We start from the raw sequence: 23,654 nt of genomic DNA, 5'->3' as shown, positions 1-23,654 counted from the left end.
TGTCCGGGGAATCGGCTACCGGTCAGGGGTCCGGCGCCGCCGGAACAGCCGGGCGATCCCGGTCTGCGACTCGGCCGGCGGACCGGCGGCCAGGCCGACGTCGCGGCGGAACGCCCGCAGCGCCTGCTCGGGGTCCGTTCCCTGGTCCTCCGCGGCCAGGCTGATCAAGGACTCCGCCTCCTCGCAGCAGGCTGGGCATCTGGCGAGGTGCACCCGCATCGCCTCGGCGGGGTCACGCTCGTCCTGGAACAGACCGTCGACATAGCCGTCGATCTGGTCGAAGCACTCGTCACAGGACAACCACGGCTCGCTGACGGCAGCGAGACTGTCGGCCTGTGCCGGGGTCAGCGGCCGGTCTGGCGTGTTCATCTGCTCACCTCACCCGCACGGCGCCCGCGCACGAACCCGCGGGAGAGCAGCTCAGCGCGCAGCTAGCGCCGTGCATCGTGCAGCGTCTTGTAGAGGGCGCTGCGGTTCGTTCCCAGCCGCTCGGCCAGCACGTCGATCGGCACGTCGTCGACGATCAGCGCACACGCGATCCGGCGCTGATGCGGTGTCAGCACCGTCGCCAGCGCAAGAGCCACCGCCGCGGACAAGTCCCGCGCCTCCGCCCAGGCTTCGGGGGTCACGGGATCCGTGCTGGCCGGTTCCGGCTGCCCGTCCAGCTCGACCGGGCGATCACGCCACAACGCGCGCCGAGCCTCGGTCGCGGCGTGAAAGACACCGAACTTGTACACCCAGGTCGTGAATTTGCTCCGTCCTTCGAACCGGTCCAGCCGATCGAGCACCGCCACCGTCGCCTCGTCCGCGGCCGACTCGATGATCTCCTCCGCCCGGACGTCCCCCAGCTCGGCCCACACCCGGGGCATCCGGCACACCTGATGCCGCGCCGCCCGCCGGACCGCGTGCCGGACTCTGCGCACGGCCTCGTCATAACCGGCCCCGCGCGTGCGCAGTGCGTCGATCCACGCCGTCTCGCCAGCGTCCCCGCATCGCGGTGCTTGCCGGCTCGGCGAAAACATAGGTGTCATCGTCGCATCGTCACTCATCCGCAGCAAACCCCGTCCCGGGCGTCATCGCGCGAGGATCCGCGCGGCCAGCTCCGGCGGACAGCCCCGGTCCAGCAGCGTCAGCAACGCGTGCACGTCCAGATCATCGTGTTCGGCCAGCTCGATCGCGGCACCGACGCCGAAGCCCGCCCGGACCATGACCCTCGCGCGCCACGCCCGCAGCGCCGAGTCACGAGACGGGTCGTCCCACGGCGCTCTCCGAGAGGTGCGCAGGTCAGTCATCACAGTCCATGAGTCGCCGTCCGCACCGCGGGCCTTACCGCAACAGCCCGGAAAATTTCTGGATCAAGTCGCCCGCCGGCGGTAAGAACTCTCCTGCCGCAGCACACACACCGTCGGTGACCACTCGCGTCACCGGCAGCCGGACACCGACCCCGGCGCCGACCCCCGCGTGCGGCCCGGACGGCGTGCGCAGTGCGAAAGGACGTGACCGATGTTCGGGGCACAACGACTGGGCAAGGGCCTCGTGCCCGCCCTGGCAGGCGCCGCGCTCGCGGCGACCCTGCTCGCCGGATGCAGCAGCGCCGGCTCTTCCGACGCCAGTGCCGCGTCGGGAATGCACATGACCTCGGGCGCCGCGACGACCGCGCCGAACCCGCAGAAGCAGATCGCGCTCTACACCGCGATGCGGACACTGTGGACCGACCACATGCAGTGGACCTACGGCACCGTCAAGGCGTTCTTCCACAACCCGGACTCCCTGCAACCGACCCTCGACCGTCTCCTGCGCGACCAGAAAGACCTCGGCGCCGCGATCGTTCCCTACTACGGCCAAGCCGCCGGAGACAAGCTGGCCGCATTGCTGACCACGCACATCCAGCAAGCGGTACCGGTCCTCAAAGCCGCGCAGGCCAACGACAAGGCCGCGCTGGACAAGGCGATGGCAGACTGGTACGCCAACGCCAAGGAGATCGCGGACTTCCTCTCCGGCGCCAACCCGAAGAACTGGCCCACCTCGGCGACGGAGCCGATGATGAAAGAGCACATCGACCAGACCACGACCTACTCCGTCGACCTCCTCAAGGGCGACTACACGAAGTCGATCAAGGACTACGACGCGGCCTCTGAGCACATGATGATGCTGTCGGACACCCTCGCCAAGGGCATCATCGCCCAGTTCCCCGACAAGTTCGCCGCGTAACCCGCGTCAGGACGACGCGATCGGCGAACCACGCGGACGGCTTCGCGCCGCGAACAGGGAGTGCCGGGCCCGGTCGAGCTGTACACGCCGGCCGCGCATCGGCACCCCCTCACCGCGCAGGAGATCCGGTACCTGACCGCGGCAGCAGGAGGGCGGCGTGCCGTCGGCGCGGACGACCCGCCGGTGACTGGGATGACGAGCGCGACCGACGACGCGATCGCCAGGAACCCGAGTTCCACCCGGTAGGGCGAGTCCAGTGTCAGCTCGCGCACCGGCCTCCCGGCGCGCTTGCGGGCGATCACAAGGCTGACCAGCGCCACCAGCGACTAGCCCAGGCCGAGGAGCAACCGGTTGGAGCCGGTCATGGTGGCCGCAACGTAGGCGACGTACTCGGGGTTCGCCCCGGCGGTATACGTGAAGTACAGGTCGACTGCGTACTCGGGCAGCACCGCGATGACGGCGAGAATCGCGATCGCCAACCCGCCAGATCACCGACCGGGTGGTCCAGGCGAGCCTGAAATTGGTGCTCGAGCCCATTTTCGCAGCAGCCTTCAAACCCTGCTCGTATGGGTTCCGCCCAAATCGGCGCGCACAGGACGCGGTGGCCGAGATTCATTACTGCGCCTCGAAGCCCCGGAACTGTCACTGGGTGCTGGAGGCAGACATCCACGCCTGTTTCGATGAGAAATCGCATCCGGCGTTGATGGACCGTCTGCGGGCGAGGATCACGGACAAGCGAATATGCTCGCTGGTGAAGGCGTTCCTGAAAGCCGGGGTGCTGACCGAACTCGGGAAACGGGAAGAGACCCTGACCGGAACACCACAGGGTGGGATCTTGTCTCCGTTGCTGGCCAACATCGCCCTGTCCGCTGTGGATGATCACCTCGATCGTCAGCGGCGGGCGATGGGCAGCAGATATCAACGGGCCAAATTCAAAGCAGCCGTGCACGGTGTGTGCGGACTCATCCGTTACGCGGATGACTTCGTCCTGATGGTCTGGGGCGAGCGACATCATGCCGAGGCGTTGCGGGAGGGGGTGTCGGCCATGCTGGCCCCGTTGGGGTTACGGCTGTCGCCGGACAAGACACGGGTGGTCCGCCTCGATGCGGGGTTCGCGAGCTTGGTCACGTTGGCGTTGAACGTGGCCGACCCGGTCGTGGCGGGTGAGTGCGGAAAAGCAACTTTCGACCCCGTCGGCCCGCTCCTTTCCGCGGGGAACTCCCTGGCCGCGAGCGAGGCGATGACTGGCCGCCCACGGGGATCTCCCCCGGCCGCGAGCGGGAAGCCCATGGCGTAGCCGCATTGCAAATGCGAGACGGCCGCCAGTCCACCGCAAGCTCGCCCACACCGAACCTGGGCACCGGTCCGGTGCCCGATCGACCTCGGCACCTCCCAAGACCATGCCCTGTCCGGTGATCAGCAGGGCGACTGCGCAGGACGGGGTCTCGGGTGGCGCAGCCGAGGCCAGCGACCGGCGTGGTCTGGGCAGCCGGTGGTAGCTATTAGGGCAGGAAACACGACGGAAGTTGAACAGCGGCGGTTCGGTTGGCGACCATCGTAAACAGACCTGAACCCAATCGGGTTCCGATTACCTTCCGAAATAAGCGCGAATCCGCAGGGGGCAACGGCCATGCCCGGTCCTTCCGACAGAACGTCCCTGGAGCCCGAAGCTCTGCTGCGGTCCGCGGGCGAGATCCGGCGTCTCATGGACGACATGTCGTTGTTCGGAGAGTTCGCGGGAACCTGCGTCGCGGCGGGCGCCTTTCCCACTGCGGACTGGCTGCTCGACCGGGTGCTGAACCAGCAGGACAGCATCAACGGCCACGCGCGAGATCTCAAGGCCACGCTCGAGACGATCGCGGGCAAGCTGGAGGCAGTGGCGTACGATCTCCAGGCGGTGGATCACCACAACAGCGCCGATCTTCAACGGCAGCTGTCCCACGATCTGCGGGACCTGCGGAACGCCGTGTCCGACGCACCCGTGCCGCCGGAGGGATCGCAGGACGGGAGCGCCGGCTCCGCCAGTGGGATGCCCTGGCATGACTTGGTTGCCTCCACGCTCCCGAGTGGCGACGCAGCCGCCACCGGGAACGGCACGTACGAATCCGCCGTCGGAAACGGAGCGAACGAATCCGCCGCCGCACCTCTGGCATCCCGAGCCCCGGGTGGACCGGTGCAGCCGTTGGCGCTCGCGCTCCCCGCGTCCGGGGCGACGTTCGACAAGGAGTCCGCACCTGCTCGGACATCGGGGTCCCAGCTGAAGCCGCTCGCACCGGCCGGTGGCGGTGCCGGTGCGCCAGGCGGAGGCACCGCGCAGGCCACGCCCGCGCCGGTTCTGCGGTCCGGCGATTCCTCGACGCCGCACGTCATCCAGACCACGTCGCATGACCCTGGGCCGGCGTTCGCGGGAGTGACGCCGACCGGAAATGTCGCGGACTGGATCCACGAGGCCGTCGAAATCCTGCGTGCCAACGGCGTGAACGTCAGCGACGCCCAAGCGTCGATTATCGCGGCGATCATCCAGCACGAGTCCGGCGGCGATCCCAGCGCGATCAACAACTACGACTGCAACGCGGCGGCGGGGCACCCCAGCATTGGCCTGATGCAATGCATCGACTCCACCTTCAACGCCTACAAGCTGCCTGGCCACGACGTCATCACCAATCCGGTGGACAACATCATCGCCGGGGTCCGCTACGCGCTGGCTCGCTACGGCTCGCTGGACAACGTGCCGGGCATCCAGGCGCTCGCCGCGGGCGGGGCGTACGTCGGGTACTGACCGCGGCGAAGCGGAATCGCCTGCCCGTCCGCGCGCTGGTCCGGAAATCGCGAGACTGCCGCTGGCGAACTCGCCAAAACGGTTGCATCGCCGGGGTCTTCGGGTAAGAACTCTGCCTGCCTGCCGCGTTTTCGTGGCACGAGGGAAAAGCTGACACACCGATCGCGCACAACCATGGCCTGCGCGAGCCGTCCGGGTTTAGCTGGACTCAGCTGTCCGGCGCGAAAGGAAGCCCGATGAGCGACTTTCCCGAAGTCGATACCTCCCTCGATGCCGAAGACGTCCTGGCTTGGATTGCCCTGGAGCGGTACGCGTTGCTGACCGCGGAGCGACCGTCGGCGGCCGGGCCTGAGCGGAATGCCGGATGAGCGGTCACGACGTCGTCCGCAACCGCCTCGGGGCGCGGCTGTGAACCCGCACGAGGCCGACACCTCGCGCAACCGGCTGATGCTGGCGGAAATCCTGGCATTCACCGACGACGTGCCGCTGGTCGTCGTCGCCGGCGCGATCGGTTCCGGGCGCAGCACCCTGCTCGGCCAGCTCGCAGCTGCTTTCGCCGACCGCGGCACGAAGACACACGTCCTTCGCCTCTCACCGAATCCGGTCACGCCCTCGCTGCACAGCACGCTGCTCCGGAGGATCCGGGGGAGTGCCGAACCGGCCTTCGGGCAGTGGCCGCCCGCGGATCTGCCGCCGTCCGGATCGCCGGAGCGCGCCGCCGAGGCGCTCGCCGACAGGCTGATCGCGGCCGGGGACACCGCGATCCTCATAGACGACGCGCAGTGGATGGACCGCCTTTCGGCCGCGGTGTTCGATCACCTGATGCGGCGGCTCGCAGGCAGCCCCGTCCGCTGCGTGTGCGCCGTGCGCGCACCGATTCCGCTGGGCACCTTCCAAGCCGGGCGCGACAGTTTCACCCGGCTTCGCGCTGACGGCCTCGCGCGCGGAGTGGCTCTGCGCCCACTCGCGGCCGCGGACATCGCCGTGCTGGCCGCAGAAGCGTTCGAAGCCCGTCCGGATCCGGAACTGGTCACGCGGCTACGGCGGCTCACCGCCGGATTGCCCGCCGCGCTGGCCCCGATCCTCGACCAGCATCGGGGAACCGGCTCGATCCGCGTCGTCGACGGCTATGCGCATCTCGCGCCCGGCCACGCGATCGCCACTCTTCCGGACAGTCACCCGTTGCTGATGAGCGTGCGACGGCTCGGTAGCCGCGCCTGGTCGGTAGCGAAGGCGGTCGCGGTGCTCTACCCGCTCGGCGACGCTCTGCCCTCGCTTGCCGGCACCACGCTGGGCCTGCGGCAAAGCGTTGTCCGAGAAGTGCTCGGCGCGCTATGCGCGGCAGGTGTGCTCCGGCACAGCACCGTGGGCGGCTGGCGGTTCAGGGTTCCGCTGCTGGCAGCCACGATCGCCGAGCGCCTTGGGCCCTTCGAACGCCGTCAGTTGGCTGTGCACGCGGTAAACGCGCTGTGGACCGGGGAAAACCGGTACGCGGATCCGAACTACCGGGCCGATCAGCTTGCCGCCGCCGGGAAACTCGTCGAGCCGGAGCGCGCTCGCGCCGAACTGCTCGCGCACGCGCGCGAGTCGGAGCGGTACGACCAGCGCTGGCTGCGCGCTGCCATCGCGCTCTGCGCCGACCGTGGCGACCGGGCGCGGACCATGCTCGCGCAGACGGCGATCGCATTGCGGCACGGTGATCCGTCGCGGGCGCTGCTGGACGCGGATGCGCTCCTCGCCGAGTTCGCCGGCGAGCTCGACGCGGACGAAATCCATGATCTGCACCGGATCCGCGCCCTGGCCGCGCACTCGAGCGGGGTGTGGGACGCACCTGAGGGATCCGACGGGGACACAGTGGACGCTGCCGTGGCGCGTGCGACCGCGCTTCTGCTGCGCGGTCGCTGGCAGGATGCCGTGGCCGTGCTCGAGGCGGAGTGGGAGACGTGGGAAGCCGTCCCGGCAGCCGCCTTTCACGGCCAGCTGCTGACCGCCCGCGCCGCGTTCGCGTTCGGCGACCTGAAACAGGCCGCGTACGGAATCGAACAGGCTCGCCTGCGACTGCGCCCGAACGACCGGCACGAACGCGGCGAGGTACTGGGTTTCGAGGTGCTGACCTTGTTGGCCGCGGGAGAAACCGCCGGCGTGCCGAGGCTGTTCGCCATGCGGTCCGCATCGGCCGCTTCCCTGCCCGCCCCGGTACGGGCGGTGCTCGCGATGCACAGTGGCCAGTTCGCCGAGTCCTTGCGGGTGGTCCGCAAGGTCCTCGTCGCGGGCGCGGCGGGCGGTACCGATCTCGCCGAAACCTTCATGCACCAGGCCGCTGCCACCGTCCAGCTGGCCATGGGCCGGCTGTCTCGCGGTCGCGAACTGCTGCACGCCGCCCGGCGGCAGCGGCCGCCGCTGCCCTATCTGCTCGACGGGGCGGAGGCGCTGATCGACGTCGCGCTCGGCCAGTCCGACCAGGCGCGCACACGACTGCGCGAAGGACTGGACTACGCCACCGAACACGGTCTTCTCGCCGGGACCGACCGGCTGTGGCGCCAACTGGCCGAACTCGCCTTGGGCGCGGGCGAACACGCCACGGCCGCCGAATGCCTCGACCGGCTCGCCGAGGTCGCCGGGCCGCGCAATGTCCAGTTCATGCGAGTGCGTTCGCTCGTGCGGTGCGATAGGGCCGCGGCCGCCGAAACGGTCCGGCTGGCCCGCGAACACGGCGAACCGTTCGAACTCGCCGAGGTGATCGTGACTCTCGTCCGCAGCGGGCTTGGCGATCCGGCACTGCTCACCGAGGCGTACGACCTGCTCGGCGGGCTCGGCGCGCTCTTGCCCCGGGCGTGGCTGCGGAACCTGATGGCCAAGCACGGGGTCCCCGTGCCGGGCCGGGCGAGGACCGTCGCGGAAAACGAGCGCCTGCTGGCCGTCCTCGTCGCGGACGGGCTCGGCAACAAGCAGATCGCCACCGTGCTGCAGGCCAGCGAGAAGAGCGTCGAGGGCAGGCTGGGCAGGCTCTTTTCCCACACCGCCTACCGCTCCCGGGTTGAACTGGCGATGGCGGTGCTCACCGGCGCGTTCCCCGGCTGAGCGGCCCAAGTCCGTTGTGGACTGCGGGGCGCACTTCGGGTGCCGCGCCCGGGCGAGCGGTGTCAGCGAGCCTGTTTGAGGGCGCCCGCGTCCACTCGGACGGAGGCGGGCGCCCCCGGGTTGAGCAGGACGTCGACGTCCTCGGCGGGCAGGATCGCGGCGAGGTGATCGAAGGTCAGGCCGATCCAGCCCGCGACGTCCACGCGTTGCTGGTGTGCGGGCGCGGTGGCCACGAGCAAGGACGGCACCCCGTCCGGGGCGGGCGCGACGACCGCGTCCCGGTTTTCGTCGACTGCCACGGCGAAGACCGCGTGGCGCATCACCGCGACGAGTTCGCCCGCATCGAGTTTGCCGTGCACGACGAGCCCCACCGCGGCGTCGACCGGGTCGGTCGGCGAGCCCGGCCGCGACGGCTGATAAGCGGGGTTCGGTTCGAACCGCTCGACGTCCCCGTGCCGGTCGACGAACCAGCCGCCGACGACTGCCTCCAGCGGCGGCAGTTCGCCGTCCTCCGAAGGTTCCCACGACGGGTCGATCATCGTCATGACACTGGACAGATCCGGTCGTGCCGCTGATGTCATGCCGTGCTCCCTAGTCCGCGATCCGGATCGTTCGCAGCTCGAACGGCGCGGGGTCGATAAGCGGTTCTCCCGTGTCCGAGAGCGGGTCCAGCAGCCGGACGCCGTCCCCGTCGGGGACCGCCCACAACAGATGACCGACGGTTTCCCGGCCCCGGCTGTCCTTGCGGCGCACCCAGACCAGCGTGCGCGTCCCGGCGGGGAAGCCGCTGATCTGGTCGAGCACACCGGGCCAGTCCCGGTAAGCCCGCACGCTTTCGACCGCACCCAGCCGGGCCACGGTGGGGGCGAACCACGCGGCTTCGGCGGGGTCGGGCGGTTCGGGCAGCCCGGGCGTCCGGGAGTCCCAGTCCCGCAGCCAGGTCCACGGATCCCGGTTCGGCAGCCCGAACGGGGCCTGGCCCTCGGCCTTGGGCACCACCAGCGCGGCGTCGAGCATCTGGTCGCGCCAGTCGCCGGTTTCGGCGAACCGCCGCGTGGTGACGGCGAACAGCCGGCCGCGTTCGGTCTCGTCGTCCGGTTCCGGGGCGACCAGCTGAACGTCGTCGGCATAGGTGCACTTGAGCCACTGCCCGGCTTTCTCCACCGCGGCCGGCAAATCGGCGGCGGCCGCTTCCCAGGGCGCCGCGAAATCGGGTGCGTCCGCCGGAAGCGACCCAGGGAACCGCGCGACGACGAGTTCGTCGACCGCGGTGTCGCTCGTGTCGGCGTACGAACCGCGTTGCGGATCAAGGAAGACCACACCGGTCTCGCCGTGCTCCGCGAACAGCAGGTGCCCAGTCAGTTCGCGGCCGCCGAACCTGCGGCGCAGCCACACCACGCCCCGGGTGCCGGGCCCGCCGTCGAGGATCGTCTTCTCCGCCTGCTCCCACTCGGCGCAGGCGGTCACTTCGGCGCCGGGAAAATATGTCGTGAGCAGCCGGTCCCACCAGCCCGGTGCTTCGTCCTCCGGATGCCACGCCACGGCGGACGCCGGGTGGTTGCCGAGAGCGGCATCCGCTGCCACGACACAGTTTCTGGCGTTCAGCCGCCACTGCGCGGCGTCGCGCGGCCCGCTGAGGTTGAGCTCCTCGTCGAGCGGGTCGGCGTTGGCGGCGGGGAAGGGCTCCGAGCCATCGCGCGGCGCCCAGACGGCGGCGGCGAGCATTGGCTCGGTGTCGTCGGTGTAGCGGCAGCCGAACAACACCGCCCGTTCCCCCGCGTAGACGGGTTCCGCGTCGTGCAGCACGACGCGATCGCCGTACGTATGGCGCAGCCATTCCTGGGCGCGCCGTGCCTCCTCGGTCACGACTGCCCCCCGTCCGGCCCCACCGGTCCGGCGTCGCCGTCCCACGGCAACACGTAGAGCCCGCCTTCGGTCCCGGTGAACGGTTCGTAGACCGCGGCCTCTTCGTCGCTCATCGTCAGCCCGGCGCGGACGAAGTCGCCGGCCAGGCGCACCGCGGCTGGGCCGTCCGGGTTGAACAGCACGTCGATCCCCCGGCCCAGCCGCTCGACGAGATCGGCGAGGTCCACCCGGCGCCACGCCGGGGAGTCGATCCGCGCCAGGTGCGGCGCGGCCGTGGCCAGCACAACGCAGGGCAGGCCGTCGGGGGCGTCCATCACCAGGGGCCTGCCGTCGCCGTTCATCGCCTGGAAGACAAGGCATTCCCGGAGCAGCACCTGGACCTGTTCCGGTTCACCGCGGCCCTCGGCCAGTTCACGCAGAACCGCGTCGATCGGGTCGGTCGGCAGGTTCGCGTCGACCGGCGCGAAATCGAGATTGGGCTGGAACAGTCCGACCTCGCGATCCGCCCCGACCGGCCACGCCCCGGCGACGGCCTCGATCGGCGGGGTCCCGTCCTCCTCCACCGGAGTCCAGTGCGGGTCCAGCAGCAGGTACCAGCGTTCGCGGTCCTGAGCGGTCCCGGTCTGGGCGTTCATGGCTCTCCTGCCTGCTTGGCGCGGCGGTCAGCTGCCAGTATCCAGGGCGTCGCCGCCCGGCAGCCCGCGGTTTCCCGGACGGCGAGGGGACAGTGCGCCTTCGGGCAGTCGCGAGAACTGACAGGTGAATTGCGACGTCCTGGTCAGCGGCCGTCTTGGGGCGGCGGCAAGAACACTGTCACGCCGGTCCGTACGGCTGGAACTGGGAAGAGGAGATCGGCGGTGTTGTCATCCTGGAGTGGTTGCACCCGCCAGCTCGTACAGAACGGGGCGCTCTTCAAGTTGTTGAGCACATCGACTTTCTGACCCCATTTTATGGGCATGAACCGGCGGCGATCCGGTCGCGCGCCGCCACTTACCGATCTTGCTCATCAATCGGTCGATTGTTGCACAGTGCGCGCCCCATGCCACTTGCTTGCCTACCGCCTCGAAACGGCTTCATACGGCAATGCCATGGTCGCGGAGAATCTCGTTGAGTGCGAGCTTGTCGTGGCCGCTGCCCTCGGGCAGGCGCTTGAGGACCAGTAGGCAGGGCAGGCCGAACTCGCCGCCAGGGAACTTCTTCACACGCGTCGAGCCGACGCATACGGACCAGGCGGGGGCTTCACCGCGGGCCAGTTCGTCGCCGGTTTCGGCGTCGAAGACGCGGGTGGATTTGGTGAGGATCACGCCGGCTCCGAGCTTGGCGCCCCTTCGAACCCGGGCACCTTCGACGACCATCGCGCGTGATCCAATGAAGGCGTCGTCCTCGACGACGACGGGGACGGCGTTGGGCGGTTCGAGTACGCCGCCGATGCCGGCGCCCCCTGCCAGGTGGACGTTGCGGCCGATCTGGGCAGCGGAGCCCACAGTGGCCCAGGTGTCCACCATAGAGCCTGTGTCGACGTAGCCGCCGATGTTGACGAAGGACGGCATCAGCACTGTGCCCGGGGCCAGGTAGCTGCCCCAGCGGGCGATGGCGCCCGGGACCAGGCGGACGCCGTCGAGCCTCTTCTTGAGTGGGCTTCGGTCGTGGTAGCGGAACTCCCCGACCTGGCTCTCGGTCATCTCCAGCACCTTGAAGGAAAGCAGTACTGCACGCTTAGCGCGCTCGTCGACGACCACCTCGTCGCTGTTTGCGTCGACATGTGCCGCCCGGGCGGTTCCGGTATCCAAAAGATCCACCGCCTCCACAACGTGGTGGCGGGCTTCCTGATCGCGCGGGGAGAGCTCGGTGCGGCGTTCCCACAGCTCGTCGATGACCGGTGAGATGGGGCTGTTCGCACGTGTCATGGCGCGACACCCTATCAACGCGTGAGGTCTCTCGGTTCGATTGCCCCTTACGTTCAGTGGTTTTATTCGGCCTGGAAGACCTTGCTGCAGTTCTCCTCCGCCGTGTCGGCGAAGGTCCGCGCGAGCGGGGGCATTGCTTCCCAGCGACGCACTGCCCAGCTGGTCCAGAGGGTCGGGAATGGGGATCAGACGTAAATCGGGGTGGGCGGGGCCGTGTCAGCAGGGCAGGTCGGGGACGATGGCGGAGCAATGCTTGAAACCTGTGGATGGCTGGGAAGGGGGCGTACCTTGCCGGTGACCGGTTGAGGTTTCCAAGCATGGCCGACGCGCCAACGTCGGCCGGGAAGGTACGACCCGATGTTGAGCGTAGTCCCTGATCCTGCTGCTGGTGATGATGGTGCGGCGGGTGGCTCGTCCGCGTCGTCGGTGATCGATGAGCTGGTGCGTGAAGGCGCGCGCCGGATGCTGGCCGAGGCGTTGCAGGCCGAGGTCGAGGCCTATATCGCCCGGTTCGCCGGCGAACGTGACGAGCACGGGCACCGCCTGGTGGTCCGCAACGGCCACCACGAACCCCGGGAGGTGCTCACCAGCGCGGGCGCGGTCGAGGTGACCGCGCCGCGGGTCAACGACAAGCGCGTCGACCCGGCGACTGGTGAGCGGCAGCGGTTCTCCTCGGCGATCCTGCCGCCGTGGGCGCGCAAGACCCCGAAGATCACCGAGGTGCTGCCCCTGCTGTACCTGCACGGCCTGTCCCGCGGGGACTTCGTGCCCGCGCTGGGCCAGTTCCTCGGGTCGGCGAAGGGACTGTCGGGCCCGGTGATCACGAAGCTGACCGAGCAGTGGAAGGCCGAGCGGCGCGCGTTCTGCGACCGTGATCTGTCTACTGTGGACTTCGTGTATCTGTGGGCGGACGGGATCCACGTCAACATCCGCCTCGAAGAGGCGAAACTGTGCCTGCTGGTGATGATCGGGGTGCGCGCCGACGGCCGCAAGGAGCTCGTCGCGCTGGCCGACGGGTACCGCGAGTCGGCCGAGTCCTGGGCGGACCTGCTGCGTGATGCCAAGCGCCGCGGGATGCGCGCCCCTGTGCTGGCCGCGGGCGACGGGGCGCTCGGGTTCTGGAGCGCGCTGCGGGAGGTGTTCCCCGAGACCCGGGAGCAGCGCTGCTGGTTCCACAAGATCGCGAACGTGCTTGCCGCGTTGCCCAAAGTCCGCGCATCCTGGCGCGAAGAAGGCCCTCGCGCAGATCTGGAACGCCGAAGACCGCCGGCGCGCCCTGGATGCGGTGAGGGCGTTCGATGCCGCCTACGGCGCGAAATTCCCCAAGGCCGCCGCCAAGATCACCGACGACAGTGAGGAGTTGCTCGCGTTCTACGACTACCCGGCCGAGCACTGGATCCACCTGCGCACCACGAACCCGATCGAGTCGACCTTCGCCACCGTCAGGCACCGCACGAAGGTCACCAAGGGACCCGGCTCACGCGCGGCCGGGCTGGCCATGGCGTTCAAACTCATCGAAGCGGCACAGGCCCGCTGGCGCGCGGTCAACGCGCCCCACCTGGTCGCCCTCGTCCGCGCCGGAGCACGCTTCGAGGCAGGCAAACTCGTCGAACGACCCACCAAACACACCCCACCCGCAGCCGCCTAAAAGATCTTCATCCACAGGTATTGACAATTGCTCGAACAGGTCGCCGGGATAGAAGTCGCCTTCGGCGAGGGGGTCGGCTTCGAGCTTCGTGAGCGCCAGCGGAGTGAGAACCTCGACTCCTTCTTGCTGGAGCAGGAGCAGGCGCAGGTCTTCGGTGTCGAGCGCGCCGATCGGTTTGCGGCGCAGCGCGTGCACGGTGGCGATGAGCCGGGTGGCATCCGGCGGCGGATCGCCCCAGTAGTCGTTCTCGATCTGTTCCAGGGACCGCGATTCCTGAGCGCTCGACGAGGTCACCACTAGTGTCTTTCCTCCCTGTTTGTCGAGCAAGCGTGCGCGTGCCGGAACCCGTCCGGTGCCGAACTCGGCTGCATGGCGGGCACCAGCAACCGGGTGGGTGAGGGATCCACCGGTTCCTGCCCCGGGGGCATGCGCGACGGACGAGTGGGGGAAGTCCTGGGGTATCGGCGTCCATGAGCGGAACCGCGCGGTCGTGAACCGACCTCGTGCGGGAGTCCGTGCCGCAGACGTTCCGCGCGGCGGCTTCCGGCTTGGCGGCGCTGGACCGGCTGTACCTCGTTTCGATTTTCGGGGGGTGCGCTTTGGGTGTTTCGCGGAGGTGTCGGGAACGGTATCGGTGTAGCGCGCTTCAGAGGCGGATGCCTGCCCATTGTGCGAAGCCGGCGAGCGAGTCGGTGGTGCGGCGCTCCGCGGTGGCAAGCGCCCGCACGGTCTCGGTGACCGAGGGGTGATGCCGGGTGGCGTTCGGCGCGACCCGGCGGGCGGCGTTCAGCTCGTCGAGGGTCTTGCCGCGGTCGCCGTGCAGCATCCACGCGCGAGCCATGTCGATGTGATGGTGTCCGACGCGTTCCGGGCGCCGTGGGTCGGCCACGGTGACGGTGGAGGCGCGACGGACGGCTTCGGTGCCGTTGTAGTTCTCGACCGGGGTCGCGCACCAGTGCACGACGATGTTCGTCGCGCTGGCGTCCACCCCGTAGTAGGGGACCGCGGGGGGCGCGAACTCGTCCGCGAACGCGCGCGCCTCGCCGAGGTAGTCGTCGGCCTCGGCCGGGTCGCCGGCACGCGCCGCGAGGATGGCCGCTCGCAGGTCCAGCTGGATCGCGACGGCGCGGTCGGTCGAGCCGGCGCCGACGTGCGCGCGGGCGCGGTCGAGCAGGCGGAGGCCGTTGCGGTAGTCGCCGTGCTGCAGGTAACGGGTGCTGCGGTGGTAGGCGCTGATCGCGATCCGCAGCGAGTCGCCGGTCCGCGGGGCGAGCTGGACGTGCCGCTCGGACGCGATTGCGGCGAGGTCGGCTTGGCGGAAGCGCCCGGCCACGGTCGCCGACATCCGGTAGGCGTCGTGCAGTGCCGCACGGGCCAGTTCCCCGGCGTGGCCGGGTTCGGCGGCGAGCACGTAGAGGTGGTGCAGCAGGTTCGGCAGTTCCGACAGCACCTCGGCGTGGCGCAGCGCAAGCACCCGGTCGGACGCTGCGGCGAGCCGCGCTGTGACGGCGTCGAGGGTGAGCGAGTCGCCTTCGGGCCGCGGGTCGTCGTAGGCGTCGAGCGCGCTGCGCAGGTCGGCGATTCCGGTGGACTGCTGGCTCGGTTCGTCCAGCACCTCGTTCTCGCGGGTGCCGTAGAGCGTGGCGACTTTGACACCGAGGACTCGGGCAGCGCCGGCCACGAAGGCGGCGCTCGGCGGTTTCGTGCCCTGTTCCACCTTCTTGACCAGCGAGGTGGAGAAGTTCATGCGCTGAGCAAGCTGCAGCTGGCTCAGCCCCTTCAGTTTGCGGGCGGCTTGGAGCCGGTCGGCGACGCTGCCTCCGGGGAGGTCGGGGACGTGCATTCGAGGTCTCCTGCCGTCGGCCGGGGTGTCCCTTGAGTGTCCCTCCAGCGTAGCAATCACTTTTAGCCTCACCTGGTCACTAACAGCTACTGGACCTGTGGGGAGGGTTCACATCATGACGGTGCAGACAGGGCGGCGGCACCGCGGGCTGCGCACGTCGGATCTGGCGTTGCGGGTGCACGCCGACCCGACCTCGGCGAACCGGACGACGGCACACCGCTACTGGAAGCGGGAGCTGGCCGACCCGGCGGTGCGGTGGCTGATCCCCTGGTGCTCGGTCGATGCGCCCTATCCGGAGCGCCACGAGCGCGGCGAGATCGACCTGACCGGGTTCGCCGACGCCTCGTGGTGCCCGGACTGCACCGGGCTCGGCGAGTCGTGAGCGGACTGTCGAGGGAGGGCGCACGGATGGGCATGGACACGGAGATCACACCGAGCTGGCACCGCTCGAGAGAGGGCGTCCTCCACCTCGCGATCAGGAAGGACACGATCGCGGACGGCACAATCCTGCAGGGTGTCTGCGGGACCTGGTTCGCGACCTCGGGAGCCTTCGCCGGAAGCATGGCGGTTCCGCTGGCCTCGGCGGACCCGGCGTGCCTGGCCTCTGCTCTGGACGTCTCGTAGGCAGCCGATGAACTCGACTCGATGCACGCCGTCGGGGCGCGGCACGCTCGACGGGCAGCTGGCTGCCTGCGCGGCGAACCGACGACAACCGAGATCGCAGAACAGGACGGCACCAGCCGGCACCCAGTCAGCCGGGCATTGATCCGGCCGGGAGCAGAACTGCGTCCACCCGGCGGCGGATCGCGCCGCTGATCCGATATCCCGACCGCCGCGGCCTCACCGACGCGGCCCGGCGGCCGGACACCGGTATCGCCTGACGACGAGACGAGAAGTGGACAAGAAACCGTACAACTACGCGCACCTGAAACAGCAGCCCCGCGTAATCATCCTGGGAACGTGCCTGCGCGCCGCACGGCTGGACGCCGGCTTCGGAGTCCGCGAGCTAGCGCGCCGGATCGACGTCAACCCGGCACTGCTCTCGAACTGGGAACTGGGTGACCGAACGCCCAGTGCGGAGGAAGTAGCGTCGATCACTGGCGCGCTCGGGGTGGTCGGCGACCGCAAGGCACGGATCATGCAGCTCGCACGCTCTGTCACGCCGACAGTGGTCGTGATGGGCGACCAGGCCATGCCGGACAACCTCGGGACCCTGCTCGACCTCGAGGCCGCGGCTCATCGCGTGACGATGTACTCGGTCCATGCGAGGCGGATCGAGCTCGTTATTCTTTGTTCTGGTTCTTTTTATTCGATTTCGTAGGCGAGAACCAGCCTGCTGTGGGTCTTGTCGATCGGGGGTCCGGGCAGCGCGCTGTCGGGAGTGTCGGCGGCGTAGGCGACCAGGGTGGGTTTGCGGTCGTCCCGGTGCATCGACCAGGCGCGGATTTCGTCGCACAGGTGCCGGGCGAGTTCGTCTGCTGCAGGACCGTGCGCGACGGCGCCGAGTTCCCAGCGTGTGCTGTCGTCCTCGTCGCGGCGGCGGGAGGTGAGGTAGGCCAGGGAGCTGTCTTCGACTAAGGCAGGCGCGCGTCCGGGCGAGATGGGATCGCATACCGATGGGGCGGTGTCGGCGGGGACGTTGAGGCGGCAGACTCTCGGGTCGGTGACGGTCAGCCGCAGCCAGATTCCGTCGTGGGGCTCGTCGCCTGCGATGGTGACGTCGGACCATGCGGTGCTGCGCGGTCGGTCGAGGACTCCGCGGAGGGCCTCGAGGTCGACGGGCTGGTCGCGGTCCCAATGCAGCCGGATGGTCCCGTCATCGGTGATGGGCGCGGATTTTTCTCCTTCGTCGTCGCCGACGAGGTAGACGAAGCCGCACAGTTCGATCGAGTCGGCGATCAGGAGTCCGTCGCGGTAGGTGAAGCCGACCGAGCGGCTCTGGCCGCGCCAGCGCAGAGGAACCACGAGCTTGCCGCCGGGGACAAGTTGCCGCCACCAGGCCCGGGGGATGTCCCAGGGGGAGACGGTGGCGATGATGCGGTCGAACGGCGCGTGTTCGGGAACGCCGAGAGCGCCGTCGCCGGTGACCACGTGTATGCCGCTGTACCCGGTTGCGGCCAGGTTGCGGGTGGCCTGCTCGGTCACGTCGGGGTCGACGTCGATGGTCACGACATTGGCCTCGTTGCCGCTCAGCTCGGCCAGCAGGCTGGCGTTGTATCCCGTGCCTGCTCCGATCTCGAGGATCTTGTTGCCGCGTTCCACGGCGAGCTGGTCGAGCATGAGGGCGACGACGAAGGGCGCTGAGGCACAGGAAAGGGACGTGCCGTCGGCGAAGCGGTGAGTGATCACCGCCTGCCAGGGGTTGTGTGCGTCGGCGAGGCTGGCCTCCGGCACGAATTCATGCCGGGGTACCTCGCTGATGACGCGCGCCACCTCGGGGAGCTTCGCGTAACCCTGCTGCTGGACCTTGGCGAGCATGGTTGCGCGCAGGGCCTCGGGTGAGGTGGTGGCGTCGGCGGTCTCGTTCATCGGTTCCCTTCATTCGTTGAGCAGCAGGCAAGCGTCCCACTGCGTGATGGGCGGAGCGTTAGTTCGGGCGGCGCGTTGGGCCAAGGTCGCCCCGGCGGTGCCGGTGAGCAACCCATGTTGAGCGGGAGGTCGGCGTGCCAGGCACCTGGCGAGACAGACGAGCAGGTGCGAGACGGTGGCGGCGAGATGGTCATTGTGCTGGCCGGCGCGCCAGACACTGTGGACCAATCCGGCCCATCCGTGGCAGAGCGACACGTCACCGAGCTGGGCGAGTTGCGCCTGATCGGTGGCACACCAGCCCAGGATGCGCTCGGCGTGGTGTTGACGAGTTCGATCGCCGAGGGCGAGGCCGGCGATCTGGTGCGCGCGGGCGATGCCCGGAGTGCCGTAACACCAGCTCGGCCGGTGCGGTCCGCGGAGGCGAACGGTCCCGCAGACGTAGTCGGCGCGGCTGAGAACCTCGGGCCACCACGCCTGCGGCGGTGTGCCGCAGCGCCAGCGGTCGAACCAGGCGCAGATGCGGTCGATCGCCGCGTCCTGCCCGGAGACGACGAGACCGCGGCGCAGTGTAGACGCGTGCGTAGCCGCGGTGGCCGAACTGCTCAACTTGGATCGAGACAGTGGCCCTGGTGTAGGCACAGGCTCGACCGGGAAACGAACGGTTTGACTGGGCTGCCGCCAGCGACTCGTGCCTTGAGCCTCTGCGCCGCGACGAGACGCTTTGACCGGCTCTGAATCCCAGCAGTGCAAACGCGAGCATCAAGGCAAGGCAAGGCAAGGCAAGGCGGGGTCCGAAATACACGGCGAGCGTGACCGGTGCCGGATACCAGTCACGCTCTCTGTTTATGCCTGCGCGGGCTTCGGCCTGCGCGTGTGCTCTCGAGTGCTGGCCGGGCTGAGGAGGCCCCACCGTCCGGCCGCCGGCGGTCAGCCGTGCCGGAAATGCAGCGGGCCCGCTCGCGCGGGAACACCCGGTCGAGCGATTCGGAGGCTACCGTTATCGAGACCCCGCGTGCATGGGGAAGACGCGGATGGGGACGTGTTCTACTGCCGCCAATGCGGCGAGGAACGGATCGGCATGTCCGCTGAGAACCTGGACCGCCCGGTCCCGCTGCCACAAGGGGAAGAAGGCAGCGCAAAAGCTTGCTGTACACGGCTGTTGCCGGCAGCATCATCTGCTGTTCCGCGCGCCCTCCGGACTGTTCTTCCGTCGGTGTCGAGGCACCTTGAGCCGAAGCTCGCGAGCGTCGAGCGGATCTGCAATCTTAACCATAGGAGAGGGTCCCCGCCGCCGAACACGTGCTGCCTGCGTCCCGCTTATACGGCAACGGCTCACGCCCCTAGCTGCCTATTCGGCTCAGGGCCTGACTCTGCGCGACACGCGACGGCGCGCTACACGGAAGAAGGTCCTGCCGAGCGCAGACAGTCAGCAGACTCGGCTCGCCGTGTCAGCGAGGGTGACGAAGTCGCGGATATTCGCAGGTCAAGATGGTAGATGGTTGTGGAGCGTGAGGGAGACCTGGTTTTGCGATCAACGCCCGCGACGCGACCTCGTGCGATACCCTGGCGACGCAGTGATGACGGGTTGTGAGGGGAGCATCACGTGTTCAGATCGGGCGATGGTTCGCTGCCTGACCCAGCAGGCAAGGCCGAGCGCGCAACGACCGGGATGCACCGGGGCCGGGTGTCCGGAAGTTCCGTCGGCTTCGCGGGGCGCGGGGATTGCGGGTGCCGCTGAGATGGCGTCCGAGACGCTGCATTCCGCAGGGTCGGGCGGGTACCGGTTCGAGCCGGGGAACTGTCGCGGCGCTGATCTCCCGGTGGGAAGACGTCGTTCACGGATTGCGGAACGACCAGAGGGCCCAGGAGGCGGCGGTGGCTTCAGCGCAGCCGCCCTCGCCTGACCCGCCTGCCGTCCAGCAGGCACAACTTGCGCAAGCGTCGTTGCAGCGCTGCATCGACCACAACGTGTCGATGCAACGACAGGCTTATGCGTACATCAACGCGCTGAAAAAGGCCAACGGAACCTATACGCAGCACGATGCCGACGTCGCGGACGCTTTTGGCAAAGTAAATCCGAGCAATTCCCTTGCTGGCGGAATGTGCCAATAGGATGTTTGTGAATTTCTCTCGATTTCGTCTTGCCGTGGTGGGCATTGCCGGCGTGGTGGCTGTCGCGGCCGGAGGGTGCTCGGAACCGACGCAGGGGACGGCAAGCCCGACGCCTTCCGGCTCCGCCCAGAGCGGTCCGACCTCCTCGCCGGGGGGGGCGAAGGTTGCGGAGGCGCCGAAGGTTCCCGCTCCGCTCAGCGTGGACAAGTACGTTGCCGACCCGTGCAGCATGCTGACGCCGTCACAGCTGTCCGCGCTGCAGCTCAGCCAGCCCGAAGCCGATTCGGCGGCTAGCGGCCCCGGCTGCGGGTGGCGGTTCAGCGACGGATACACGGCCGTCAGCGCGACGTTTTTGACGACTGTCAAGAACGGCCTGACAAACGCCTACCGGCAAAAAGCGTCCGTCCGGGTACTACAAGGACGGCTACTTCGAGCCGACGGTCGTGAGCGGTTTTCCTGCCGTGCTGGCCAACACGGCGGATCGCCGCAGCCAAGGCCAGGTGACGATGTTGGTTGGCGTGTCGGATCAGACCGAGATGCTGGTGCTGATCCAGGGCACTCCCGGCAGCAATGCGACGAGGGCGGCCACGAACGTGACCAAGGCGCTGTTGTCGACCATGCAGGGCGGGCAGTGAGATGGCGGGACGGTCGATGTCCGCGCAACAGATCTACGACAACTTCGCCATCGGCGTCGATCTGGGCGGGATTCAGCATGCGGCCGACTGCACAACCTTGTTCCAGGCCCGGCATGTGAGGTTCTTGGCGAGGATGTTGCGCTCGTAGAACTCCTGCGGGTCTGCGATTTCTGCCCGACGCTGTCGGCCGAGGTCGGGAGTCCCGGCCCGTTGATCCTGTTTCCTGGTGTCTGGTAGTCCTCGCTGTGATCAACGTGCGCACCAAGCTGTCGGCAGCCGGTGACGACCGGGCGGCGCGTCGTCGGTGTTTCGGCTGGTCGAGGGCGTGTCGCAGCTCGCAGTTGTTGCGTTCTGCTGACAGCGTGAGGTGGCCGCAGTTAAAGTGATCGGGCGACCACACACGGTTGCGCAACGGGGGCGGCGGAGTTCGTCGCGAGGAGAGGGCACGACGGGAGCTGTCTGTCGATCGGGCGGCGGCCGTCATGGAGGAGGGGCTGTCGGCATGCCGGACGGGCAGAGCGGGCTTGATCGCGTCAACCAGCAGATCACCTCGACGGATCAGCCGGCGGCACCGCCGCCGGGTGCGCCGCCGATGCCGTTGCCGACCAGCGGCCCGGTCGTGACCAGCGGGCCGCCGAGCCCGGGCGGCGACGCTCCGGCGCCCGCCCGTGCCGGTTATCTCACGCCGGAGCAACAGGCTCAGCGCAATGCCGAGCAGATCGCGACCACGGTGGCGCCGAGCCCGCTCGCGGCGGTGTACGCCGCTCAGAACGCGATGCAGGACATCAGCGCGAACGCCGCGGTGGCCGGCGGCGGCTTCAAGATGGACATCGACGCGATGCGGTCGCTGCTTCCGGACTGGGAGGCTATCGCCGACAAGCTTAACGGCATGATTCAGAAGGCGCGGAAGCTGCCGGTGCTGCAGCCGCCGGCCGGGGACCCGGGTAGCAAGCTTCAGATCGAGGCTGCGCGAGGCCACGCGAATGCATACCTGGCCAGTCTGCGGCAACAGCAAGCGTATGCGCAGGGTTACGCAAACCAGCTGAAGAAGGCGATCGATGCCTACGAGAAGCAGGACCAGGCGAACCATGACCGCCTGCGCAAGCAAGGATGACCAGGTGACCAAAACCAGCACTCTCGCCGCCGCGGCTGCGACCCTGTTCCTGGCTGCGGCCTGCTCGTCCACGCCCGGCACGCCCAGTCCTGCCCCGTCAAACGCGGGTTCGGTTCCGTCCGGCAGCGTCCCGACGTCGTCGGATACGGCACCCGGCGTGCCGAAAGTGAGCGCTCCGCTCAACGCGGCCAAGTACGAGCAGGACCCTTGCTCCCTGCTGACTAAAGAGCAGGCTGGGCAGTTCATCGGGGGCTTGCGCGCCAGCAGCAAGGACAGCAGCAGCCCTGCGTGCACCTGGAATGGCGAAAACGGCGACAGTATCGGTGTTACGTTCATCCCGAACCAGGGTGGGCTGGCGACAGTCTACAAAAACGGCCGGAACGGCGGGAGCGCCTATTTCGAGCCGGCGGAGGTCGCGGGATATCCTGCGGCGTACGTCGACGTCTCGGACGATCGCAAGACCATCGGGTGTCAGATCTCTGTCGGAATCACCGACAGCGAGGTCTTCGCGGTTTCCAACAACCTTCAGACGAGTTCACCGCTGTACGGAAAACCGTGTCCTGCGGTGCTTAAGGCTGCGGAACTCGTGGTGGCCAAGTTGAAGGACGGTGCGTGATGGGAGATCCGCAGTCTCTTTCTGCTCCGGAGATCATCGCGTTGGTGAAAAGCGGCAAGGGCTCCGATGATCTGTTCCACGGTTCGGATATGAGCCGCGGTTTCTCGACGGATCACAACGACGTCGCCGACAAGATGCTGCAGTTGCAGGGCAAGATGAGCCAGTACTGGCAGGGTGATGCGGCCGGTCAGGCGAACGCTGGTGCGGGTCCGCTGGTGCAGGCGTCGAAGGTCAGCGGCCAGCATCTGCAAGCCGTTGACGGGCTCTACAGCGGCCAGGGCGGCTCGTACAACACGTTGAAGTCGAAGGTGGAGTCGGTCGGTGACCTCGGCGACCGGCCGAGCGACGACCTGGTCAGCGGCACGTGGTTCTCGTTCTTGAGCAACCGGGCCGATCAGATCAAGCAGTGGGACGAGAAAGCCCAGGTCGTCGTCGACAGCTACCACGGTTACTACGGCGAGTCGCAGAACAATTCCGGCCAGTGGGCCGGGCCGTCTCAGTACGGTCAGCTGACCATGCCCGCGGCGGGTGGCGACTTCTCCGTCGGCCAGCCGGGCGGCTCGGGCATCGGGAACGGCCCGTCGCCCTACACGCCGGGCGGTCACGGGCACGGGGGCACATCCGGTGTGCCGCGTTCCGGCGGCTACAGCGACGGACCTGGCGGGCCCGGTGGGTCTGCCGGAACCGGCGGGCCGGGCGGGACGACCGGCTCCGGCGGCGGGACGCACTCGGGCGGCCCGGCTGGCGGTCCGGCGGTCGGGACGGGTACGCCGACCGGCTCGTATGTCCCGAGCGACGGGACCCGCGCCTCCGGTTACGTGCCGCCGTCCGGCACCGCCGCCGGCAACGCGGATTACTGGAGCCCGCTCGGCGGTCAGTCCGGCAGTTCCGGCGGCAACAACCCGACCGGCGGCGGCATGTCCTTCGGGCCGGTCGCTGGTTTCGTGCCGGGGGGAGGCTTCGGCCCTGGCGGCGGGTCCGGCGGCAGCACGGGCGGTTACGGCAGCGGCTACGGCGCTGGCGGCAGCAGCGGGGGCGTTGGCCGCGGCGCGGGTTCCGGCACCGGGTCGGGTGCTGGCACGGGGTCGGGTGCGTTGAACGAAGGCGCGTCGGCACGGACCGGCACGCCTGCGTCGGGAGCGGCCGGGCGTCCTGGTGCGGCGGGCATGGGCGGCATGGGCGCGGGCGGCAAAGGCGGCAAGGGCGAAGAAGACACGGAACACAAGACCGCCGACTACCTGCTTGAGCAGGACCCGGACGACGCGCTCGTCGGCGAGCTCCCCAAGGCTGTCCCGCCAGTGATCGGCGCCTGA

The 23,654-nt window shown here is 68.8% G+C and carries 24 protein-coding genes and 3 pseudogenes; 15 read left to right on the top strand and 12 right to left on the bottom strand.

What is annotated here, in order from left to right; translation table 11 throughout:
• Positions 1–15: 15 nt before the first annotated feature.
• The 3 genes from ATK30_RS45540 to ATK30_RS44595 form a co-directional block, all read right to left on the bottom strand.
• Positions 16–369, bottom strand: coding sequence for an anti-sigma factor (locus tag ATK30_RS45540; RefSeq protein WP_208637226.1), 354 nt, complete (start codon positions 367–369; stop codon positions 16–18).
• Positions 370–431: 62 nt separating this feature from the next.
• The gene (locus ATK30_RS01655; RefSeq protein WP_143271338.1) at positions 432–1,031 is read right to left on the bottom strand and encodes an RNA polymerase sigma factor; all 600 of its coding nucleotides are present in this window, start codon (positions 1,029–1,031) and stop codon (positions 432–434) included.
• Between the two features lie 42 nt (positions 1,032–1,073).
• Positions 1,074–1,292 carry a hypothetical protein gene (locus ATK30_RS44595; protein ID WP_143271337.1) on the bottom strand — a complete coding sequence of 73 codons (219 nt, stop codon included), beginning with the start codon at positions 1,290–1,292 and terminating at the stop codon, positions 1,074–1,076.
• A gap of 211 nt (positions 1,293–1,503) precedes the next feature.
• On the opposite strand from ATK30_RS44595, the gene ATK30_RS01650 reads away from it, so the two are divergent.
• A complete protein-coding gene (locus ATK30_RS01650; protein ID WP_101433939.1) occupies positions 1,504–2,211 on the top strand; it encodes a hypothetical protein in 708 nt (235 codons plus the stop codon).
• 60 nt (positions 2,212–2,271) lie between these two features.
• Positions 2,272–2,457 carry a hypothetical protein gene (locus ATK30_RS45285; protein ID WP_167441793.1) on the top strand — a complete coding sequence of 62 codons (186 nt, stop codon included), beginning with the start codon at positions 2,272–2,274 and terminating at the stop codon, positions 2,455–2,457.
• Positions 2,458–2,537: 80 nt separating this feature from the next.
• Here the strand turns inward: ATK30_RS45285 and ATK30_RS45930 are convergent, their stop codons facing one another.
• Positions 2,538–2,690 (bottom strand): hypothetical protein, encoded by a 153-nt coding sequence (locus ATK30_RS45930; protein WP_244194468.1) that lies wholly within the window; start codon positions 2,688–2,690, stop codon positions 2,538–2,540.
• Positions 2,691–2,734: 44 nt separating this feature from the next.
• On the opposite strand from ATK30_RS45930, the gene ATK30_RS01640 reads away from it, so the two are divergent.
• From ATK30_RS01640 to ATK30_RS01630, 4 genes are all read left to right on the top strand, one after another.
• Positions 2,735–3,508, top strand: coding sequence for a reverse transcriptase domain-containing protein (locus tag ATK30_RS01640; RefSeq protein WP_244194467.1), 774 nt, complete (start codon positions 2,735–2,737; stop codon positions 3,506–3,508).
• A gap of 417 nt (positions 3,509–3,925) precedes the next feature.
• Positions 3,926–4,990 carry a transglycosylase SLT domain-containing protein gene (locus tag ATK30_RS01635; RefSeq protein WP_244194466.1) on the top strand — a complete coding sequence of 355 codons (1,065 nt, stop codon included), beginning with the start codon at positions 3,926–3,928 and terminating at the stop codon, positions 4,988–4,990.
• Positions 4,991–5,226: 236 nt separating this feature from the next.
• Positions 5,227–5,358 carry a hypothetical protein gene (locus tag ATK30_RS46810; RefSeq protein WP_279629978.1) on the top strand — a complete coding sequence of 44 codons (132 nt, stop codon included), beginning with the start codon at positions 5,227–5,229 and terminating at the stop codon, positions 5,356–5,358.
• 40 nt (positions 5,359–5,398) lie between these two features.
• On the top strand, positions 5,399–8,071 hold the full coding sequence (locus tag ATK30_RS01630; protein ID WP_158242434.1) for an AAA family ATPase: 2,673 nt from the start codon (positions 5,399–5,401) through the stop codon (positions 8,069–8,071).
• 62 nt (positions 8,072–8,133) lie between these two features.
• Here ATK30_RS01630 and ATK30_RS01625 read toward each other — a convergent pair whose 3' ends face one another.
• The 4 genes from ATK30_RS01625 to ATK30_RS01610 form a co-directional block, all read right to left on the bottom strand.
• Positions 8,134–8,652: a type VII secretion system-associated protein gene (locus ATK30_RS01625; protein WP_107503631.1), complete on the bottom strand. Its 519-nt coding sequence runs from the start codon at positions 8,650–8,652 to the stop codon at positions 8,134–8,136.
• A 10-nt stretch (positions 8,653–8,662) separates the two neighbouring features.
• A complete protein-coding gene (locus tag ATK30_RS01620) occupies positions 8,663–9,937 on the bottom strand; it encodes a YrhB domain-containing protein (RefSeq protein ID WP_101433935.1) in 1,275 nt (424 codons plus the stop codon).
• Positions 9,934–10,572 carry a type VII secretion system-associated protein gene (locus ATK30_RS01615; protein ID WP_101433934.1) on the bottom strand — a complete coding sequence of 213 codons (639 nt, stop codon included), beginning with the start codon at positions 10,570–10,572 and terminating at the stop codon, positions 9,934–9,936. Before ATK30_RS01615 ends, ATK30_RS01620 begins: the two co-directional genes overlap by 4 nt.
• Positions 10,573–11,010: 438 nt before the next feature.
• Positions 11,011–11,844 (bottom strand): 2,3,4,5-tetrahydropyridine-2,6-dicarboxylate N-succinyltransferase, encoded by an 834-nt coding sequence (locus ATK30_RS01610; protein ID WP_101433933.1) that lies wholly within the window; start codon positions 11,842–11,844, stop codon positions 11,011–11,013.
• 357 nt (positions 11,845–12,201) lie between these two features.
• Here ATK30_RS01610 and ATK30_RS01600 point away from each other — a divergent pair.
• Positions 12,202–13,492, top strand: a pseudogene (locus ATK30_RS01600) (IS256 family transposase).
• Between the two features lie 33 nt (positions 13,493–13,525).
• Here the strand turns inward: ATK30_RS01600 and ATK30_RS46805 are convergent.
• Both ATK30_RS46805 and ATK30_RS01590 read right to left on the bottom strand, forming a co-directional pair.
• Positions 13,526–13,786, bottom strand: a pseudogene (locus tag ATK30_RS46805) (contact-dependent growth inhibition system immunity protein); the annotation flags it as partial.
• A 352-nt stretch (positions 13,787–14,138) separates the two neighbouring features.
• Positions 14,139–15,335: a helix-turn-helix domain-containing protein gene (locus ATK30_RS01590; protein WP_101433932.1), complete on the bottom strand. Its 1,197-nt coding sequence runs from the start codon at positions 15,333–15,335 to the stop codon at positions 14,139–14,141.
• Positions 15,336–15,450: 115 nt separating this feature from the next.
• Between ATK30_RS01590 and ATK30_RS01585 the strand changes: the two genes are divergently transcribed.
• From ATK30_RS01585 to ATK30_RS01575, 3 genes are all read left to right on the top strand, one after another.
• On the top strand, positions 15,451–15,717 hold the full coding sequence (locus ATK30_RS01585) for a hypothetical protein (RefSeq protein ID WP_101433931.1): 267 nt from the start codon (positions 15,451–15,453) through the stop codon (positions 15,715–15,717).
• Between the two features lie 26 nt (positions 15,718–15,743).
• Positions 15,744–15,959: a hypothetical protein gene (locus ATK30_RS01580; protein ID WP_101433930.1), complete on the top strand. Its 216-nt coding sequence runs from the start codon at positions 15,744–15,746 to the stop codon at positions 15,957–15,959.
• A gap of 271 nt (positions 15,960–16,230) precedes the next feature.
• Positions 16,231–16,656, top strand: coding sequence for a helix-turn-helix domain-containing protein (locus ATK30_RS01575; protein WP_244194465.1), 426 nt, complete (start codon positions 16,231–16,233; stop codon positions 16,654–16,656).
• Here the strand turns inward: ATK30_RS01575 and fxlM are convergent.
• Together fxlM and ATK30_RS01565 are read right to left on the bottom strand one after the other, a co-directional pair.
• Positions 16,641–17,864, bottom strand: a complete 1,224-nt coding sequence (fxlM, locus tag ATK30_RS01570; RefSeq protein ID WP_101433929.1) for a methyltransferase, FxLD system — start codon at positions 17,862–17,864, stop codon at positions 16,641–16,643. The genes ATK30_RS01575 and fxlM overlap by 16 nt on opposite strands.
• 9 nt (positions 17,865–17,873) lie before the next feature.
• Complete coding sequence (locus tag ATK30_RS01565) at positions 17,874–18,470, bottom strand: lanthionine synthetase LanC family protein (protein ID WP_244194464.1); 597 nt, start codon at positions 18,468–18,470, stop codon at positions 17,874–17,876.
• A 1,269-nt stretch (positions 18,471–19,739) separates the two neighbouring features.
• Between ATK30_RS01565 and ATK30_RS44950 the strand changes: the two genes are divergently transcribed.
• From ATK30_RS44950 to ATK30_RS01540, 5 genes and pseudogenes are all read left to right on the top strand, one after another.
• A complete protein-coding gene (locus ATK30_RS44950; protein ID WP_158242433.1) occupies positions 19,740–19,976 on the top strand; it encodes a hypothetical protein in 237 nt (78 codons plus the stop codon).
• Position 19,977: 1 nt separating this feature from the next.
• Positions 19,978–20,316, top strand: a pseudogene (locus ATK30_RS45920) (DUF3558 family protein); the annotation flags it as partial.
• Positions 20,317–21,113: 797 nt separating this feature from the next.
• On the top strand, positions 21,114–21,725 hold the full coding sequence (locus ATK30_RS01550; protein WP_244194463.1) for a PE domain-containing protein: 612 nt from the start codon (positions 21,114–21,116) through the stop codon (positions 21,723–21,725).
• A gap of 4 nt (positions 21,726–21,729) precedes the next feature.
• Positions 21,730–22,341 carry a DUF3558 domain-containing protein gene (locus ATK30_RS01545; protein ID WP_043836026.1) on the top strand — a complete coding sequence of 204 codons (612 nt, stop codon included), beginning with the start codon at positions 21,730–21,732 and terminating at the stop codon, positions 22,339–22,341.
• Positions 22,341–23,654 (top strand): hypothetical protein, encoded by a 1,314-nt coding sequence (locus ATK30_RS01540; RefSeq protein ID WP_043836024.1) that lies wholly within the window; start codon positions 22,341–22,343, stop codon positions 23,652–23,654. The genes ATK30_RS01545 and ATK30_RS01540 overlap by 1 nt, the downstream gene beginning before the upstream one ends.

Origin of the sequence: Amycolatopsis echigonensis, from assembly GCF_002846615.1 — a bacterium.
Classification (GTDB): Bacteria; Actinomycetota; Actinomycetes; order Mycobacteriales; family Pseudonocardiaceae; genus Amycolatopsis; species Amycolatopsis echigonensis.
This window is presented reverse-complemented; position numbering and strand designations above follow the sequence as displayed.

What these genes read in the sequence shown, in the direction of transcription:
- ATK30_RS45540 (WP_208637226.1), bottom strand. Translation starts at nt 369, where the DNA reads ATGAACACGCCAGACCGGCCGCTGACCCCGGCACAGGCCGACAGTCTC.
- ATK30_RS01655 (WP_143271338.1), bottom strand. Translation starts at nt 1,031, where the DNA reads ATGACACCTATGTTTTCGCCGAGCCGGCAAGCACCGCGATGCGGGGAC.
- ATK30_RS44595 (WP_143271337.1), bottom strand. Translation starts at nt 1,292, where the DNA reads ATGACTGACCTGCGCACCTCTCGGAGAGCGCCGTGGGACGACCCGTCT.
- ATK30_RS01650 (WP_101433939.1), top strand. Translation starts at nt 1,504, where the DNA reads ATGTTCGGGGCACAACGACTGGGCAAGGGCCTCGTGCCCGCCCTGGCA.
- ATK30_RS01635 (WP_244194466.1), top strand. Translation starts at nt 3,926, where the DNA reads ATGTCGTTGTTCGGAGAGTTCGCGGGAACCTGCGTCGCGGCGGGCGCC.
- ATK30_RS46810 (WP_279629978.1), top strand. Translation starts at nt 5,227, where the DNA reads ATGAGCGACTTTCCCGAAGTCGATACCTCCCTCGATGCCGAAGACGTC.
- ATK30_RS01625 (WP_107503631.1), bottom strand. Translation starts at nt 8,652, where the DNA reads ATGACATCAGCGGCACGACCGGATCTGTCCAGTGTCATGACGATGATC.
- ATK30_RS01615 (WP_101433934.1), bottom strand. Translation starts at nt 10,572, where the DNA reads ATGAACGCCCAGACCGGGACCGCTCAGGACCGCGAACGCTGGTACCTG.
- ATK30_RS01610 (WP_101433933.1), bottom strand. Translation starts at nt 11,844, where the DNA reads ATGACACGTGCGAACAGCCCCATCTCACCGGTCATCGACGAGCTGTGG.
- ATK30_RS01590 (WP_101433932.1), bottom strand. Translation starts at nt 15,335, where the DNA reads ATGCACGTCCCCGACCTCCCCGGAGGCAGCGTCGCCGACCGGCTCCAA.
- ATK30_RS01585 (WP_101433931.1), top strand. Translation starts at nt 15,451, where the DNA reads ATGACGGTGCAGACAGGGCGGCGGCACCGCGGGCTGCGCACGTCGGAT.
- ATK30_RS01580 (WP_101433930.1), top strand. Translation starts at nt 15,744, where the DNA reads ATGGGCATGGACACGGAGATCACACCGAGCTGGCACCGCTCGAGAGAG.
- fxlM (WP_101433929.1), bottom strand. Translation starts at nt 17,864, where the DNA reads ATGAACGAGACCGCCGACGCCACCACCTCACCCGAGGCCCTGCGCGCA.
- ATK30_RS01550 (WP_244194463.1), top strand. Translation starts at nt 21,114, where the DNA reads ATGCCGGACGGGCAGAGCGGGCTTGATCGCGTCAACCAGCAGATCACC.
- ATK30_RS01540 (WP_043836024.1), top strand. Translation starts at nt 22,341, where the DNA reads ATGGGAGATCCGCAGTCTCTTTCTGCTCCGGAGATCATCGCGTTGGTG.